We start from the raw sequence: 15,015 nt of genomic DNA, 5'->3' as shown, positions 1-15,015 counted from the left end.
CCCGATCGGCCGTCCCGATCGGCCGGACAGTCCCTTCGCACACCCGACCGGGTGGGTCCGCCCCACCCGGTCTCGTCGTCCCCGCTGCCCAGGCGTACCGTGAGGAGGCCGCGCGGCGAGTCGCGCGGGAGCGTGGACGAGGGCGGTAGGACATGGGCAAGAGCGCCGACGGTGGACAACAGGTCCACCGGATCACGGGAGCGCGGAGCAGCCTCACCGAGGACGTCCGCGGGCGGCAGCGCCGCTACGTGGTCTCGATGCTGCTCCGGACGGTCTGCGTGCTGCTCGCCGTGGTGCTGTGGGACGTCCAGCGGTGGCTGGCGTTCGCGGCGCTGGCCGGCGCCGTGCTGCTGCCGTACTTCGCCGTCCTGATCGCCAACGCGGGCCGGGAGCGGGCGCCGGGACTGCCGAGCACCTTCGACATCCCGCTGGACACCCCGCTGATGCTCGGCCCCGGTGGGACGGGTGGGAGGGGTGGGGCAGCTGGGGCCCCCGGTACAGATGGGGCAAAGTCCGCTGCCACCGATCCTTCACAGGGCCCGAACTGACCGTCCGTTTCGCGACGTTTCGAGAGAATCAGGCTCGAAGAAAGCTCAGAAGAAGCTCAGATTAATCATGCAAGACCTCCCCATCCGAGGCCCCTGGCGTGACATACTGCGTACGCGCTCCGCATCCCCCGTCGGAGCGACGGACCGACGCCGGGCGGCTCCCCCCGTGGCTGCCCGGCGTCGCCATGCCCGGATCCGGGCGGGCTCCCTCCGGGCCGCGCGGAGCGCGTGAAACACTGGCGGTGCAGACCACCCGCCTAGCGCTGAGGACGACCCGATGGACACCTCGCAGACGCCGATCTGCTCCGCCAAGGGCTGCCGGGCGGACGCCCGTTGGGTGCTGGTGTGGAACAACCCCAAGCTGCACACCCCGGACCGCCGCAAGACCTGGCTCGCCTGCGACGAGCACCGTGAGCACCTGTCCCAGTTCCTCGGCGTGCGCGGCTTCCTCAAGGAGGTCGTCGCCTTCGCCGACTGGACCCCGGAGACGTCCGAGTCGTCCGAAACGCCCTGACCGCCCGGGGCGCTCCTGGCCTCCCACGCCGCCCGAGGCCCGCTAGCCGCCGATCGCCGACATCGGCCGCTCGGGCTGGTGGAACTCCGGGTCGTCGATCCCGGCCCCGGCCTTCTTGCCCCACATCGCCGCCCGCCACAGCGCGCCCAGCTCGGCGTCGTCCGCGCCCGAGCGCAGGGCGGTGCGCAGGTCCGTCTCCCCGGTCGCGAACAGGCAGTTGCGCACCTGCCCGTCGGCGGTCAGCCTGGTCCGGTCGCAGGCCCGGCAGAACGGGCGGGTGACGGAGGCGATCACGCCCACCTGGGCCGGGCCGCCGTCCACCAGCCAGCGTTCGGCGGGCGCAGCGCCCCGGCGGGCGGACGGCTCCGGGGTGAGCGTGAACCGCGCACCGAGCAGGTCGAGGATCTCCTCGGCGGTGACCATCGCGGAGCGGTCCCAGCCGTGCTGGGCGTCCAGCGGCATCTGCTCGATGAAGCGCAGCTCGTAGCCGTGCTCCAGGCACCAGGCCAGCAGGTCGGGCGCCTCGTGGTCGTTGACCCCGCGCATCAGCACCGCGTTCAGCTTGACCGGCGTCAGCCCGGCGGCCTCGGCGGCGGCCAGCCCGGCCAGCACGTCCTGGTGGCGGTGGCGGCGGGTGAGGGTGTGGAACACCTCGGGGTCGAGGGTGTCCAGCGAGACGTTGACCCGGTCGAGCCCGGCCTCGCGCAGCGCCGTCGCGGTACGGGCCAGCCCGATGCCGTTGGTGGTGAGGGACAGCTCGGGGCGCGGCTCCAGCTCCGAGCAGGCGGCGACGATGGCGACCAGGCCGGGGCGCAGCAGCGGCTCGCCGCCGGTGAAGCGGACCTCCCGGACGCCCAGGTCGCGCACCGCGAGGGTGACCAGCCGGACGATCTCCTCGTCGGTCAGCAGCTCGGGCTTGGCCAGCCAGCGCAGGCCCTCTTCCGGCATGCAGTAGGTGCAGCGGAGGTTGCACCGGTCGGTGAGGGATACCCGCAGGTCGACGGCCTGGCGTCCGAAGGTGTCGAGCAGCACGTGCGTCCCTTCCCGAGAATGCGGCCGGCCCGGCCACCGTCACGGCGGGCCGGGCCAGCATAGTCATCGCCGGTCGGTCGGTGGGCGCCCGGTCAGTGGGCGCCCAGCCCGGTCAGCGCCCGAACCTCCAGTTCAGCGTACTTCGCCGGGTCGGGTCGGTCCTTGGACAGCAGGGTGGCGATCCACCCGGCCAGGAAGCCGATCGGGATGGAGACCAGGCCCGGGTTCTCCAGCGGGAACCAGTGGAAGTCGGTGTCCGGGAACAGCGAGGTCTTCGCGCCGGAGACCACCGGGGAGAAGACCACCAGCACCACCGAGCTGATCAGGCCGGCGTAGACCGAGCTGACCGCGCCGGAGGTGGTGAAGCGCTTCCAGAACAGCGAGTAGAGCAGGGTGGGCAGGTTCGCCGAGGCGGCCACCGCGAAGGCCAGGGCGACCAGGGCGGCGGTGTTGAGCTTGCCCGCGAAGAGGCTGAGCACGATGGCCACCGCGCCGATCGCGACGGCGGCCCACTTCGCCGAGAGCACCTCCTGCTTCTCGGTGGCCTTGCCGCGCCGGATCACGTTGGCGTACAGGTCGTGCGCGAAGGAGGCGGAGGACGCCAGGGTGAGTCCGGCGACCACGGCCAGGATGGTGGCGAAGGCGACGGCGGAGATCACCGCGAGCAGGATCGCGCCGCCGGTGGTGCCGGAGCCTCCGCCGAGCACCTCGGCCAGCTGCGGGGCCGCCGTGTTGCCGGAGGCGTTGGCCGCCTTGATCGCCTTGGGGCCGACCAGCGCCGCCGCGCCGAAGCCGAGCGCCAGGGTCATCAGGTAGAAGACGCCGATGATGCCGATCGCCCAGAGCACCGACTTCCGGGCCGCCTTGGCGGTGGGCACGGTGTAGAAGCGGACCAGGATGTGCGGCAGGCCGGCGGTGCCGAGCACCAGCGCGATCCCGAGGCTGATGAAGTCGAGTTTGCTGGTGTCGCTGGCCCCGTACTTCAGCCCCGGTTCGAGGAAGGCCGCGCCCTTGCCGCTCGCGCTGGCGGCGGCGCCGAGCAGTTCCGAGGGGTTGAAGTGGTACTTGGCGAGCACCAGGACGGTCATCAGCGCGGTGCCGGCGATCAGCAGCACGGCCTTGACGATCTGCACCCAGGTGGTGCCCTTCATGCCCCCTATCACCACGTAGACGACCATCAGCGCGCCGACCGCGACGATGGTCCAGCGCTTGGCGGCGTCCCCGTTGACCCCCAGCAGCAGGGCGACCAGCGTCCCGGCGCCGACCATCTGGGCGAGCAGGTAGAAGATCGACACCACGATGGTGGAGACGCCCGCCGCGGTGCGCACCGGGCGCTGGCGCATCCGGAACGCGAGGACGTCCGCCATGGTGAAGCGGCCGGAGTTGCGCAGCGGTTCGGCGATCAGCAGCAGCGCGACCAGCCAGGCGACCAGGAAGCCGATCGAGTAGAGGAAGCCGTCGTAGCCGGAGAGCGCGATGGCGCCGGCGATGCCGAGGAAGGACGCGGCGGACATGTAGTCGCCGGAGATGGCCAGGCCGTTCTGGAATCCGGTGAAGCCGCGGCCGCCGGCGTAGAAGTCGGCCGCGTCCTTGGTCTGCCGCCCGGCCCAGACGGTGATCGCGAGGGTGGCCAGCACGAACAACCCGAAGAGGGTCATCGTGATGCCGCGGTGCTCCGTGGCGGAGCTGGCGAGCAGGGTCATTCGGCGGACTCCCGGGGAGCGTGGACGACGGCGCCGTGGGCCTCGCGGATCGCGGCGGCGGTCGGGTCGATCCGCCGGTCGGCGTAGCGGGCGTACCAGGCGGCGATGGCGAAGGTGGTGACGAACTGCAGCAGCCCCAGCACCAGGGCCACGTTGATGTGCCCGACGACCTTGGCGCCCATCAGGCCGGGCGCGTAGCAGGAGAGCAGCACGTAGAGCAGGTACCAGAGCACGAAGCCGATGGTGACCGGGAAGGCGAAGCTCCGGAACGAGCGCCTCAGGGTACGGAACTCCTCGCTCTCATCGATGAGTTGGACTTCCGTAGGGGTAGTGGTGATCGGCGGCGAATCCACTCTGTCTCTCCTCGCTCCTTCGGCGTAGCGGTCGCACACGGGGAACGATCGGACGTGAGGGGCGTCACAATCCGTGTGCGCGCCGCGCAATGCTAGGAGCGTCGCGCCCGCCCCGAAAGGGGTTGACCGCGATCAGCCAGTCGTTCACCCTCTCGCACTATCCAATTGGCCGAAAACCACCACTCGCGCCACTTCACAACACCGCCGCCACATGCCGAAGGGGCGGCACCGTCCAGCAGTGCCGCCCCTTCTGACGCATCGTCAGAAAGTGATCCGGACCTTCAGCGCCGAGCGGTCGTCCATCGCCCGGTACCCGTCCGGGACACCGTCCAGGCCCACCGTGCGGTCGAACACCAGACCCGGCTCGATGGCCCCGGAGAGGACGTCCGGCAGCAGGTCGGGGATGTAGGCGCGGGCCGGGGCGACGCCGCCGTTGAGCGAAACGTTTCGGCCGAACATCTGACCGATGTCGACGCCCGCACTGCCGCCGTGCGGAACGCCGACGTAGCCCACCGCGCCGCCGTCCCGGGCGATCGAGACGGCCGTACGCATCGACTCCTCGGTCCCGACCGCCTCCAGGACCGCGTGCGCACCCTGGCCGCCGGTCAGCTCCTTCACCGCCTCGATCGCGGCCTCGCCGCGCTCGGCCACCACGTCGGTCGCGCCGAAGCGCCGGGCCAGGTCGGTGCGGGCGGTGTGCCGGCCCAGCGCGATGATGCGGTCCGCGCCCAGCCGGTGCGCCGCCAGCACGCCGCACAGGCCCACCGCGCCGTCGCCGACCACGGCGACCGTCACGCCCGGGCGCACCCGCGCCGACACGGCGGCGTGGTGCCCGGTGGCCATCACGTCGGACAGCGCCAGCAGCCCCGGCAGCAGCTTCTCGTCGCCCGCGGCCTCCTTCGGCAGCTTCACCAGCGTGCCGTCCGCGAACGGCACCCGCACCGCCTCGCCCTGGCCGCCGTCGGAGCCGACCTCGCCCCAGAACCCGCCGTGCGGGCAGGAGGTCTGCAGGCCCTCCCGGCAGAAGTCGCAGCTGCCGTCCGACCAGACGAACGGCGCCACCACCAGGTCGCCCGGCGCGAAGCCGCGCACCTCGGCGCCCGCCTCCTCGACCACGCCCAGGAACTCGTGCCCGATCCGCTGCCCGGCCACCCGCTGGGCCACCCCGCGGTACGCCCACAGGTCGCTGCCGCAGATGCAGGCGTTCACCACCCGCACCACGACGTCCGTCGGGTGCTGGATCACCGGGTCCGGGACCTCTTCGATCCGGATGTCATTGGGGCCGTGGATCACGGTGGCGCGCATGGGAGTTCGTCCTTACGGAGTCGGCCGTCGGGGGGTGTCGGCGGCCGGTTGACGGCGTCGACCGGATAGGCGACGCCCATACGGAATACTCTATTCCGGTCGCTCGGCCGGAACATTTCGACCGGACGCGGGCCCGACGGCGCTTATCCTGTTGGACCATGCACCCGATCCAGCCCGAGACGTACGGCGCGCCGCGGACCGTCCAGGTCCCCGCCCAGCGCACCGCCGCCCCCGCCGAGGGCTTCGCGGTGGTCGACGTCGAGACCACCGGCCTCGGCCGCTCGGACCGCGTCATCTCGGCGGGCGTCTACCAGCTGGACCCGGACGGCGAGGTCACCGACCACTGGTACACCCTGGTCAACCCCCAGCGGGACCCGGGCCCGGTCTGGATCCACGGCCTCACGTCGGAGCTGCTCTCCGGCGCCCCGACCTTCCCGCAGATCGCCGACGAATTCGCCGACCGGCTGAACGGCCGGGTCCTGGTCGCCCACAACGCGCTCTTCGACTGGAACATGATCTCGCGCGAGTTCTCCCGGGCCGGCCTGCGCGCCCCGGTCGAACAGCGGATCTGCACCATGGTGCTCTCCCGCGACCTGCGGCTGCCGCTGCCCAACGGCAAGCTGTCCTCGCTCGCCGCCCACTTCGGCGTCCGCCAGCAGCACGCCCACAACGCCCTGGACGACGCCCGGGTGCTCGCCGAGGCGTTCCGCCCCAGCCTGCACCTGGCCCGCCAGGGCGGCGTCCCGCTGCCGGTGCAGGCCTGCGTGGCCGTCACCGACCTCGGCGAGGACGAGCCCGCCACCCTCGGCCGCGCCTCCTGGACCGGCGCCGCCTACCGCCAGGCCAAGAAGCGCCCGCCCTGCCCGTACCCCAACCCGGGACGCTGGGAGGACGGCAAGCCGCTGGTGCAGGGCATGCGGGTGGCCTTCACCGGCGACACCGCCACCGACCGGGAGCTGCTGGAGGACCGCGCCGCCGAGGCCGGCCTGCACATCGCCACCTCGGTGAGCCGGCTCACCAGCCTGCTGGTCACCAACGAGCCGGGCAGCTGGAGCGGCAAGGCCCGCCGGGCCCGCGAGGTCGGCACGCCGGTGGTCGGCGAGGACGCCTTCCTCCAACTGCTCCGCGAGGTCGCCCCGCACCCCGGTGCGTGAGCCGGATGTGAAGTCGGCGTACCGTGCCCATGTGTACCGTTTTCTGCTGACCCGCCAGTGGCTGATCACCATGCTGATCGCGCTGCTGCTGATCCCCGCGACGATCGAGCTGGGCTTCTGGCAGCTGCACCGCCACGAGTCGCGGGTGGCCCGGAACGACCTGATCGGCAAGGCCCTCACCGTCGCCCCCGTGCCGTTCGACACGGTGTCGTCGGCCCCCGGCTTCGCGGTGCCCAAGGACCTCATCTGGCACCCGGTGACGGCCACCGGGCAGTACGACACGGCGCACGAGTTCGTCGTCCGCAAGCGGACCGACTCCAGCGGGGACACGATCGGCTACTTCGTCATCACCCCGCTCAAGCTCTCCGACGGCAGGGGCAGCATCCTGGTCAACCGCGGCTGGGTGGCCGGCGACGGCGGCGCCACCGCCTACCCGACCGTCCCGGCCGCCCCGACCGGCGAGGTCTCCCTCACCGGTCGGATGCGCGCCGACGAGACCACGGGCAGCAGCGGCATCAAGGACCGCGCCGGCCTGCCCGACCGGCAGTTCAACCTGATCAACACCGAGCAGCAGGCCAAGGAGACCGGCGTCACCACCGTGCTCGGCGGCTACCTGGAGCTCACCGCCACCACCCCGGCCCCCGCCGACCAGCCCGAGCTGATCCCCGAGCCCAACCACTCCGACATCGGCCCGCACATGGCGTACGCGATCCAGTGGTGGCTGTTCACCGCGATGATCCCGGTCGGGGTCGGGGTGCTGGCCCGCCGCGAGGCCAAGGACCGGGCCAAGCAGGCCGCCGAGGCCGAGGTGCCGGTCGAGGCCGTACCGGCGGCCTGAGGCCCCGGCCCGAGGCCCCTACCCGGGGGAACGCCCCGGAGAACCGCCTACAGCACGTCCTCCAGCTCGCGCAGCAGCCGCGCCTTGGCCCGGGCGCCGACCACCGAACGCACCGGCTCGCCGCCGCGGAACACCATCAGCGTCGGCATCGACAGCACCCCGTACGCCGCCTGGGTGCGCGGATTGCGGTCCACGTCCACGCTGACCACCCGCAGCCGGTGCGCCTCCTCACGGGCGACGTCCGCCAGCACCGGCGCCATCATCCGGCACGGCGGGCACCAGTCCGCCGTGAAGTCCACCAGCACCGGCCCTTCGGCCGCCAGCACCTCCGCGGCGAACGTGTCGTCCGTCACCGCGGGCACCCCTGGGATCTGCACCATCGTCTACTCCTTCGCCCATTCGTTCGCCAGTTCACAGCGCGGCGGCTGTCCGGAGGGCTCGGCCGCCAGCCCGTCCCGGGCCCGTACCGCCCGGTCGAACTGCCCGGCCACCTGGGCCCGGACGTCCTGCAGCCGGGCGATGCACTCGTCCAGTTCGGCGAGCTTGCGCCGGTACACCTCCAGCGAGGCCGGGCAGGAGTCGCCCTCGGGGTGGCCCGCCTGGAGGCACTCCACGAACGGGCGGGTCTCCTCCAGGCCGAACCCGAAGTCCTGCAGCGTCCGGATCTGCCGCAGCAGCCGCAGGTCCTCCTCGTCGTACGCCCGGTAGCCGTTGCCCGCCCGGCGGGCCGGCAGCAGGCCGAGCTGCTCGTAGTACCGCAGCGCTCGGGTGGTCGTCCCCGCCCGCTCCGCCAGCTCCCCGATCCGCATCCCCGCACCCGCTCTCCCGGCCCGCCTCCGCACGCCGCCGGGACCGACGGTAGACCTTGACCCGGACGTCAACGCCAGCCCGGCTCCGACCGCCCCCCAGCCCCCGGCCCTCCCCCTCGCGCCCGCCACCCGGCAGGATGGGCCCCATGGATCTTGGACTGAAGGACAAGGTGTACGTGGCCACCGGCGCCACCCGGGGCCTCGGCTTCGCCGCCGCCCGGGAGCTGGCCGCCGACGGAGCACGGGTGCTGGTCAGCGGACGCGGCAAGGAGTCCGTGGCCGCCGCCGTCGCCGAGCTGGACGCCATCGGCGGCGCCGGGACGGCCCACGGCCTGGCCGCCGACAACGCCGACCCGGCGACCGCCGAACGGCTGATCGCCGAGGCGACCGGGCACTTCGGCCGGCTCGACGGCGTGCTGATCAGCGTCGGCGGCCCCCAGGCCGGCCCGGTGGCCACCGCCCCCGAGGAGGCCTGGCGCGACGCGTTCGAGTCGGTCTTCCTCGGCGCGCTGCGGCTCGCCCGCGCCGCCGCCGCAGCCCTCGGCGAGGGCGGCGTGATCGGCTTCGTGCTCTCCGGCTCGGTGCGCCAGCCGATCCCCGGCCTGGGCATCTCCAACGGCCTGCGCCCGGGGCTGGCGATGGCCGCCAAGTCCCTCGCCGACGAGCTCGGCCCGCGCGGCATCCGGGTGGTGGGCCTGCTCCCGGCCCGGATCGACACCGACCGGGTGCGCGAGCTGGACTCCCTGGGCGGCGACCCGGACGCCGCCCGCGCCCAGGCCGCCGCGACCATCCCGCTCGGCCGCTACGGCACCCCGGAGGAGTTCGGCAAGGTCGCGGCCTTCCTGCTCTCCCCCGCCGCCTCCTACCTGACCGGTGTGATGATCCCCGTCGACGGCGGCGCCCTGCGGCCCCTCTAGGTGTACTGACCACGGGGGCGGGCGCCCGGCTCCGCCCGCCCCCGGTTCACTCCACCCGCGGGGGTCTGCGCCGCCCGCGGCGCCGTCGCGACTCGGGCCGGGCGGCCCGGAGGATCCGGATCCGCAGATCGGCGGGGAGTTCCGGGAGGCCCAGGCTGGTCCGGGCGTCGGTTCGCGGGCCGGTGTCGAAGTGCTCCACCAGGGCCGCCGGATCGCCGCCGGGGGTGAGCCGGACGGCGCCCCGCAGCCGCGGGTGCCCGGGTGCGCGCACCAGGCGTACGCCCGCGCGCTCGACTTCGGGGAGCGTGGCCGTCCCGGTCTCCAGCGCCTCTTCCAGCGCCCGGGTGCGGACCCGCAGCCGGAGTCCGGTGGCGCCGGGCGTCGGCACGACGAGGCCGGCCGGGCCGCTGCGCCGCAGCTGCGCCACCAGCCACCAGGCGGTGCCCGCGACCACCACGGCCAGCCCGCCGATGACGGTGGGCCACCACCAGGCCGAATCCGCCCAGCGGGTGCGCGAGCGGGCACTGAGCACCGGCTGGTCCGGGGAGGTGAGCGGCCACCAGCCCGGCGGGTCGGCGCCGAGCCGCCGGTACAGGTCGAGCCCGCCGGCCAGCACCAGCACGCCGGCGGCCAGCAGCACCGCCCCGACCACGCCCAGCAGCACCCGGTTGACGGCCGTCCGCCTCATCCCGCCGCCCCCACCCCGGGCCCCGCCCCGGGCGCCGCCCGCACGTCCAGGCGCAGCGGCCGGGCCAGCGTCACCCGTGCCAGCTCATCGCGCAGTTGGCGCTGGACCGACACCGGGTCCGCCGCCCCGATGAGGGTGACCCGGACGCGCCGGCGGCTGATCCGGATCCGCAGCTGGTCGATGCCCTGGAGTCCGGCGGCGCGGTCGGCGAGCAGGTGCCCGATGCCGGCCCGGTCGATGACGGCGCCGGTGTCGCCGTGCCGGCGCAGCGGGAGCCAGCGGCCGAGACCGGGGGCGAGGGCCAGCCAGAACAACACCCCGCCGAGGAGGACGGCGGCGCCGGCACCCACCAGCGCCCACAGGTAGTCGAGGTGACGGGTGGCCAGTTCGTCGGCGATCCGGGCGCGCCACCGGCGGGTCGGGTACCCGGCGCGGACGGCGATCACGTCGTACAGCAGCGCGCCCGCGAGCACCATCAGCACGGTGGCGACGAGCGCCGCGACGACGGCCCGCGGCGCCCGCGGCCGCCGTACCTTCTCCGGCGGGGGCCCGTCCCCGGCCGCCGTCGCCTCCTCGCCGGGCACCGGTTCGCCCCCCGCACTCATGACACTCCCCCGGTCACCAGCCGCTCCACGACGACGACCACCTCGGACACCCTGGTCCCGGTGAACCCGGCGACCTGCGCGGCGACGCGTTCGCGGACGGCCCGGGCGAGCGCCGCGAGGTCGGCGGGGAAGGGCAGTGCGACGGCGACCCGGACGGTCACGGTGCTGCCGGGCGTGGCCACCGAGACGGCGGGCGGTGCGCCCTTGGCGGTGCGGCCGGTCCAGACGTCGGCGAGGGCCTCGCGGGCGGCCCGGGCCGCGATGCGGGCGTAGACGCGGTCGGCGATCCGGAGTCGGCCCCGGGCGGCGGGTTCGCGGCGGGCACTGGTGGTGGGAGCCGCCATCAACGGCGCCGGTCGCGGCCGCGGAGCAGGTCGCCGAGGTCGCCCAGCTCGATGTCGCCCTCCAGCAGGCGGCCGGCCACGAAGCCGACCAGCCCGAGCGCGGCGACCAGCAGGAACGCCGCGAAGCCGCCGAAGTACCCGGCGAAGCCGAGGGCCATGCCCACCACCAGGCCGACGATGGCCAGGTTCATCCGCTACTCCTCGTCCTCGCTGCCGCCCGCCGCCGGGCGCTTCGTGGGCTCGCTACTTGAGCTTGGGCCGCTGCCCCGCGACGACCGTCTCCTCTTCCTCCTCCTCGACGTCGGGCTCGTCGGGGAGGTGGACGTCGTTGACCGCGATGTTGACCTCGACGACTTCCAGGCCGGTCATCCGCTCGACCGCGTCGATGATGTTCTCCCGTACCTGCCGGGCGAGTTCGGGGATGACCACGCCGTACTCGACGACCAGGGCGATGTCGATGGCGGTCTGCTTCTCGCCGACCTCGGCCTTGATGCCGCGCCCGACGCCGGACTTGCCGCCCGGCACCCGGTCGCGCATCGCACCGAAGGTGCGGGCGAGGCCGGAGCCGAGGGCGTGGATGCCGTTGACCTCGCGGGCGGCCATCCCGGCGATCTTCTCGACCACGCCGACGGCCAGCGCCGTGCGGCCGCGCTCGCCGGTCGGCTTGCCGGCGTCGGTCGCGGCGGAGGCGGCGGACGGCGAGGACGGCGCGTGGACGGCGGAGCCGGCGGCCGCGACGTGGCCGGGGTTCTTGTGCATGGTGGCGGGGGTCGGAGTGTCAGGCATGGGGGCGCATCTCCCGTCGTACGGCTCCAGCTATATCGCAAATCCCCATAACTCTGGCATTGCGCCACGTTCCGCGCCCGCCGGGGAGGGCCGCCGGGACGCCACCGGGACGCTTCCGGGAACGCCGAGGGCCCGACCCGGGGAGCACACCCCGGGCCGGGCCCGTTCACACGACGCAACCCGGCTAGTCGCCGATCCCGGCGAGGTCCCGCAGGCGGCGGGCCTGCGCCGCCCGTTCGGCCGAGCGCTGCTCGTCGAAGGAGCGGCCGGCGGCGCCCTGGAGCAGGGCCTTGGTCTCGATGACGGCGTTGCGCGGCGCGGCCAGCAGGGCGGCGGCGAGGTCGCGGGCGGCGGCGTCCAGTTCCGCACCGGGGACGGCCAGGTTGGCCAGCCCGATGGCGGCGGCCTCCTCGGCGCCGACCCAGCGGCCGGTGGCGCAGATCTCCAGCGCCCGGGCGTAGCCGACGAGTTCGGTGAGCGGCTTGGTGCCGGCCAGGTCGGGGACGAGGCCGAGCGAGGTCTCCTTCATGGCGAACTGGACGTCGTCGGCGACGACGCGCAGGTCGCAGCCGAGGGCGAGCTGGAAGCCGGCGCCGACGGCATGGCCCTGGACGGCGGCGATGGAGACCAGGTCGGGGCGGCGCCACCAGGTGAAGGCCTGCTGGTAGGAGGCGATGGTGTCGTCGAGCTCCTGGTCGGGGGCGCCGGCGAGCTGGAGGAAGGTGGGCTCGCCGGGGATGCCCTCGGGGGTGAACATGGCCCGGTCCAGGCCCGCCGAGAAGGAGACGCCCTCCGCGCGCAGCAGGACCACCCGGACGCCGCCGGGCAGGTCGCGGCCGGCGGCGGCGAGGGCGCGCCACAGGGCGGGCGACTGGGCGTTGCGCCGCTTGGGCTGACACAGGGTGACGACGGCGAGCTCACCGTCGATCTCCAGGCGGACGCCGTCCTGCTCCCAGCTCGGGGCCTGCGGGTCGGTGGCGGGGGCGGTCATGCGGGGACCTCCGGTGGCGAGGGGCTTGGCTACCGGAGAGTAACAAACCTGGGCGCGCGGCGGCAGGGCACCGGCCCGGAAAGATCGACGGAAGGGGGGCGCCCGGGGGCGGACGACACCCCGGACATGACGATCGGCGGCCGGTCCACTCGACCCGAGGGCGGACGATCGGTTCTCGTCTCCCCGGTCGGCGCCCTGCCGCCGCGCCATTCAGCCATAAGCTGACGGACCGTCAGGAACCGGCCCCGGCGGTCGCCTTGTTCTTGCCACGCGTGGCACCACCGCGGCCCCGGAGAATGACTCCGGACTCGCTCAGCATCCGGTGCACAAAGCCGTACGAACGACCGGTCTCCTCCGCGAGAGCGCGAATGCTCGCCCCGGAGTCGTACTTCTTCTTGAGATCGGCCGCGAGCTTCTCACGCGCGGCACCGGTTACCCGGCTGCCCTTTTTCAGAGTCTCGGCCACCCGTGCCTCCTCGTAGCGTTGCTCGGTCAGATTCCCATGATCACCCATCCACCGCGTCCTGGCCACCCATTCGGCAAGGTCGATGTCGGGAATGCGTGGTCCTGCGGTGGTGATCCGAGCGCATCAGGGCGCTCACGTAGAGTGCGCGCCCCCAGGCGGATTCCGCCGTCCGCCGAGAAAGGGCTGATCAGCAGTGTCGGCCCGACCACGATCGAGTGGCGGGCCGACAGGAAGTCCTTAAACGGAATCCAGGCTTTCTTCATTCCCGGACACGCCGTAAGTACTAGTTTTTCTGGTCCTAAAAGCGGAGATCGCGTCTACACCCGGTCAGGCCAGCGAGACCAGATCGGCGTACGCCGGGCTCCAGAGGTCCTCGACCCCGTCCGGCAGCAGGATGATCCGCTCCGGCTGGAGCGCCTCGACGGCGCCCTCGTCGTGGGTGACCAGCACGACCGCGCCGCTGAACTCGCGCAGCGCACCGAGGATCTCCTCACGGCTGGCCGGGTCGAGGTTGTTGGTGGGCTCGTCGAGCAGCAGCACGTTGGCGCTGGAGACCACCAGCGAGGCCAGCGCGAGCCGGGTCTTCTCACCGCCGGAGAGCACCCCGGCCGGCTTGTCGACGTCGTCGCCGGAGAACAGGAAGGAACCGAGGATCTTGCGGATCTGCACCAGGTCGGTGTCCGGCGCGGAGGAACGCATGTTCTCCAGCACCGTGCGGTCCGGGTCCAGGGTCTCGTGCTCCTGGGCGTAGTAGCCGATCTTCAGGCCGTGGCCCGGGATCACCTCGCCGGTGTCCGGCTGCTCCACCCCGGCGAGCATCCGCAGCAGGGTGGTCTTGCCCGCGCCGTTGAAGCCGAGGATGACGACCCGCGAACCGCGGTCGATGGCCAGGCCGACGTCGGTGAAGATCTCCAGCGAACCGTAGGACTTGGAGAGCCCGCTGGCCGTCAGCGGGGTCTTGCCGCAGGGCGCCGGGTCCGGGAAGCGCAGCTTGGCGACCTTGTCGTTCTGGCGCACCTGCTCCAGACCGGAGAGCAGCTTCTCGGCGCGGCGGGCCATGTTCTGCGCGGCGACCGTCTTGGTCGCCTTGGCCCGCATCTTGTCGGCCTGGGAGTTGAGGGTCGCGGCCTTCTTCTCGGCGTTGGCCCGCTCGCGCTTGCGGCGCTTCTCGTCGTCCTCGCGCTGCTGCTGGTACTGCTTCCAGCCCATGTTGTAGACGTCGATGGCGGAGCGGTTGGCGTCCAGGTAGAAGACCTTGTTGACGACCGTCTCGACCAGGTCGACGTCGTGCGAGATGACGATGAAGCCACCCTTGTAGGTCTTCAGGAAGTCCCGCAGCCAGACGATCGAGTCGGCGTCGAGGTGGTTGGTGGGCTCGTCGAGCAGCAGCACGTCGGAGTCCGAGAACAGGATCCGGGCCAGCTCGACGCGGCGGCGCTGACCACCGGAGAGGGTGTGCAGCTCCTGGTTCAGGATGCGGTCCGGCAGGCCCAGGGCGGCCGCGATGGTGGCGGCCTCGGCCTCGGCGGCGTACCCGCCCTTGGTGAGGAACTCGGTCTCCAGGCGCGCGTACTTCTTCATCGCGTTGTCCCGGGTGGCGCCCTGGCCGTTGGCCATCCGGTCCTCGTTCTCGCGCATCTTCCTGAGCACGGTGTCGAGGCCGCGGGCGGAGAGGATGCGGTCCTTGGCGAGGACGTCCAGGTCGCCGGTGCGCGGGTCCTGCGGGAGGTAGCCGACCTCGCCGGAGCGGGTCACCGTGCCCGAGGCCGGCATGCCCTCGCCGGCCAGCACCTTGGTCAGTGTGGTCTTGCCGGCGCCGTTGCGCCCGACCAGACCGATCCGGTCGCCGGCGGCGACCTTGAAGTTCGCGGACTCGATCAGGATCCGGGCACCGGCGCGCAGCTCAAGGGCGTTGGCGGAAATCATGGCGGAAACTACTCCTGGGACGTGGGCGGGCGGCCG

The 15,015-nt window shown here is 73.1% G+C and carries 19 protein-coding genes; 5 read left to right on the top strand and 14 right to left on the bottom strand.

From position 1 onward, the window contains the following. Positions 1–152: 152 nt before the first annotated feature. Together A6F73_RS23625 and A6F73_RS23620 are read left to right on the top strand one after the other, a co-directional pair. Positions 153–548: a DUF3099 domain-containing protein gene (locus A6F73_RS23625; RefSeq protein WP_063349624.1), complete on the top strand. Its 396-nt coding sequence runs from the start codon at positions 153–155 to the stop codon at positions 546–548. Between the two features lie 277 nt (positions 549–825). Beyond that, on the top strand, positions 826–1,062 hold the full coding sequence (locus A6F73_RS23620) for a hypothetical protein (protein ID WP_063349623.1): 237 nt from the start codon (positions 826–828) through the stop codon (positions 1,060–1,062). A gap of 42 nt (positions 1,063–1,104) precedes the next feature. Here the strand turns inward: A6F73_RS23620 and moaA are convergent, their stop codons facing one another. From moaA to A6F73_RS23600, 4 genes are all read right to left on the bottom strand, one after another. Continuing rightward, complete coding sequence (moaA, locus tag A6F73_RS23615; RefSeq protein WP_063349622.1) at positions 1,105–2,094, bottom strand: GTP 3',8-cyclase MoaA; 990 nt, start codon at positions 2,092–2,094, stop codon at positions 1,105–1,107. Positions 2,095–2,186: 92 nt separating this feature from the next. Further along, positions 2,187–3,797 carry a cation acetate symporter gene (locus A6F73_RS23610; protein WP_063349621.1) on the bottom strand — a complete coding sequence of 537 codons (1,611 nt, stop codon included), beginning with the start codon at positions 3,795–3,797 and terminating at the stop codon, positions 2,187–2,189. Then, on the bottom strand, positions 3,794–4,150 hold the full coding sequence (locus A6F73_RS23605; protein ID WP_063349620.1) for a DUF485 domain-containing protein: 357 nt from the start codon (positions 4,148–4,150) through the stop codon (positions 3,794–3,796). The genes A6F73_RS23610 and A6F73_RS23605 overlap by 4 nt, the downstream gene beginning before the upstream one ends. Before the next feature lie 261 nt (positions 4,151–4,411). Then, positions 4,412–5,455 carry a zinc-dependent alcohol dehydrogenase family protein gene (locus A6F73_RS23600; RefSeq protein ID WP_063349619.1) on the bottom strand — a complete coding sequence of 348 codons (1,044 nt, stop codon included), beginning with the start codon at positions 5,453–5,455 and terminating at the stop codon, positions 4,412–4,414. Positions 5,456–5,613: 158 nt separating this feature from the next. Here A6F73_RS23600 and A6F73_RS23595 point away from each other — a divergent pair, with 158 nt between their 5' ends. Both A6F73_RS23595 and A6F73_RS23590 read left to right on the top strand, forming a co-directional pair. Then, positions 5,614–6,609, top strand: coding sequence for a DEDDh family exonuclease (locus A6F73_RS23595; protein ID WP_079135933.1), 996 nt, complete (start codon positions 5,614–5,616; stop codon positions 6,607–6,609). 31 nt (positions 6,610–6,640) lie between these two features. Continuing rightward, positions 6,641–7,447 carry an SURF1 family cytochrome oxidase biogenesis protein gene (locus tag A6F73_RS23590; protein ID WP_063349618.1) on the top strand — a complete coding sequence of 269 codons (807 nt, stop codon included), beginning with the start codon at positions 6,641–6,643 and terminating at the stop codon, positions 7,445–7,447. 47 nt (positions 7,448–7,494) lie between these two features. Here A6F73_RS23590 and trxA read toward each other — a convergent pair whose 3' ends face one another. Next, positions 7,495–7,827: a thioredoxin gene (gene trxA / locus A6F73_RS23585; RefSeq protein ID WP_063349617.1), complete on the bottom strand. Its 333-nt coding sequence runs from the start codon at positions 7,825–7,827 to the stop codon at positions 7,495–7,497. Positions 7,828–7,830: 3 nt separating this feature from the next. After that, the gene (locus tag A6F73_RS23580; protein WP_063349616.1) at positions 7,831–8,256 is read right to left on the bottom strand and encodes a MerR family transcriptional regulator; all 426 of its coding nucleotides are present in this window, start codon (positions 8,254–8,256) and stop codon (positions 7,831–7,833) included. A 146-nt stretch (positions 8,257–8,402) separates the two neighbouring features. Between A6F73_RS23580 and A6F73_RS23575 the strand changes: the two genes are divergently transcribed. After that, complete coding sequence (locus tag A6F73_RS23575) at positions 8,403–9,173, top strand: SDR family oxidoreductase (protein ID WP_063349615.1); 771 nt, start codon at positions 8,403–8,405, stop codon at positions 9,171–9,173. A 46-nt stretch (positions 9,174–9,219) separates the two neighbouring features. On the opposite strand, the gene A6F73_RS23570 is transcribed toward A6F73_RS23575, so the two are convergent. The 8 genes from A6F73_RS23570 to abc-f form a co-directional block, all read right to left on the bottom strand. Then, complete coding sequence (locus A6F73_RS23570) at positions 9,220–9,861, bottom strand: hypothetical protein (protein ID WP_063349614.1); 642 nt, start codon at positions 9,859–9,861, stop codon at positions 9,220–9,222. Continuing rightward, a complete protein-coding gene (locus A6F73_RS23565; protein ID WP_063349613.1) occupies positions 9,858–10,466 on the bottom strand; it encodes a DUF6286 domain-containing protein in 609 nt (202 codons plus the stop codon). Before A6F73_RS23565 ends, A6F73_RS23570 begins: the two co-directional genes overlap by 4 nt. Then, positions 10,463–10,810: an Asp23/Gls24 family envelope stress response protein gene (locus tag A6F73_RS40585; protein ID WP_063349612.1), complete on the bottom strand. Its 348-nt coding sequence runs from the start codon at positions 10,808–10,810 to the stop codon at positions 10,463–10,465. The genes A6F73_RS23565 and A6F73_RS40585 overlap by 4 nt, the downstream gene beginning before the upstream one ends. After that, positions 10,810–11,001 (bottom strand): hypothetical protein, encoded by a 192-nt coding sequence (locus tag A6F73_RS23555; RefSeq protein ID WP_063349611.1) that lies wholly within the window; start codon positions 10,999–11,001, stop codon positions 10,810–10,812. Before A6F73_RS23555 ends, A6F73_RS40585 begins: the two co-directional genes overlap by 1 nt. 52 nt (positions 11,002–11,053) lie before the next feature. Further along, the gene (locus A6F73_RS23550; protein ID WP_244293477.1) at positions 11,054–11,596 is read right to left on the bottom strand and encodes an Asp23/Gls24 family envelope stress response protein; all 543 of its coding nucleotides are present in this window, start codon (positions 11,594–11,596) and stop codon (positions 11,054–11,056) included. A gap of 184 nt (positions 11,597–11,780) precedes the next feature. Then, on the bottom strand, positions 11,781–12,587 hold the full coding sequence (locus tag A6F73_RS23545) for an enoyl-CoA hydratase/isomerase family protein (protein ID WP_063349610.1): 807 nt from the start codon (positions 12,585–12,587) through the stop codon (positions 11,781–11,783). Positions 12,588–12,819: 232 nt separating this feature from the next. Next, positions 12,820–13,053: a helix-turn-helix domain-containing protein gene (locus A6F73_RS23540; protein WP_030059940.1), complete on the bottom strand. Its 234-nt coding sequence runs from the start codon at positions 13,051–13,053 to the stop codon at positions 12,820–12,822. 327 nt (positions 13,054–13,380) lie between these two features. Continuing rightward, positions 13,381–14,979 (bottom strand): ribosomal protection-like ABC-F family protein, encoded by a 1,599-nt coding sequence (abc-f, locus tag A6F73_RS23535; protein ID WP_063349609.1) that lies wholly within the window; start codon positions 14,977–14,979, stop codon positions 13,381–13,383. Positions 14,980–15,015 lie beyond the last annotated feature (36 nt).

Origin of the sequence: Streptomyces sp. MJM8645, assembly GCF_001625365.1 — a bacterium.
In the GTDB taxonomy this organism is placed as follows: domain Bacteria; phylum Actinomycetota; class Actinomycetes; order Streptomycetales; family Streptomycetaceae; genus Kitasatospora.
The sequence above is the reverse complement of the archived record's forward strand: the minus strand, read 5'-3'. Positions and strand labels throughout refer to the sequence as shown.

Excerpts from the sequence above, each read along its gene's own strand:
- A6F73_RS23625 (WP_063349624.1), top strand. The coding sequence starts at position 153 with ATGGGCAAGAGCGCCGACGGTGGACAACAGGTCCACCGGATCACGGGA.
- A6F73_RS23620 (WP_063349623.1), top strand. The coding sequence starts at position 826 with ATGGACACCTCGCAGACGCCGATCTGCTCCGCCAAGGGCTGCCGGGCG.
- A6F73_RS23610 (WP_063349621.1), bottom strand. The coding sequence starts at position 3,797 with ATGACCCTGCTCGCCAGCTCCGCCACGGAGCACCGCGGCATCACGATG.
- A6F73_RS23600 (WP_063349619.1), bottom strand. The coding sequence starts at position 5,455 with ATGCGCGCCACCGTGATCCACGGCCCCAATGACATCCGGATCGAAGAG.
- A6F73_RS23595 (WP_079135933.1), top strand. The coding sequence starts at position 5,614 with ATGCACCCGATCCAGCCCGAGACGTACGGCGCGCCGCGGACCGTCCAG.
- trxA (WP_063349617.1), bottom strand. The coding sequence starts at position 7,827 with ATGGTGCAGATCCCAGGGGTGCCCGCGGTGACGGACGACACGTTCGCC.
- A6F73_RS23580 (WP_063349616.1), bottom strand. The coding sequence starts at position 8,256 with ATGCGGATCGGGGAGCTGGCGGAGCGGGCGGGGACGACCACCCGAGCG.
- A6F73_RS23575 (WP_063349615.1), top strand. The coding sequence starts at position 8,403 with ATGGATCTTGGACTGAAGGACAAGGTGTACGTGGCCACCGGCGCCACC.
- A6F73_RS23570 (WP_063349614.1), bottom strand. The coding sequence starts at position 9,861 with ATGAGGCGGACGGCCGTCAACCGGGTGCTGCTGGGCGTGGTCGGGGCG.
- A6F73_RS23565 (WP_063349613.1), bottom strand. The coding sequence starts at position 10,466 with ATGAGTGCGGGGGGCGAACCGGTGCCCGGCGAGGAGGCGACGGCGGCC.
- A6F73_RS40585 (WP_063349612.1), bottom strand. The coding sequence starts at position 10,810 with ATGGCGGCTCCCACCACCAGTGCCCGCCGCGAACCCGCCGCCCGGGGC.
- A6F73_RS23555 (WP_063349611.1), bottom strand. The coding sequence starts at position 11,001 with ATGAACCTGGCCATCGTCGGCCTGGTGGTGGGCATGGCCCTCGGCTTC.
- A6F73_RS23550 (WP_244293477.1), bottom strand. The coding sequence starts at position 11,596 with ATGCCTGACACTCCGACCCCCGCCACCATGCACAAGAACCCCGGCCAC.
- A6F73_RS23545 (WP_063349610.1), bottom strand. The coding sequence starts at position 12,587 with ATGACCGCCCCCGCCACCGACCCGCAGGCCCCGAGCTGGGAGCAGGAC.
- abc-f (WP_063349609.1), bottom strand. The coding sequence starts at position 14,979 with ATGATTTCCGCCAACGCCCTTGAGCTGCGCGCCGGTGCCCGGATCCTG.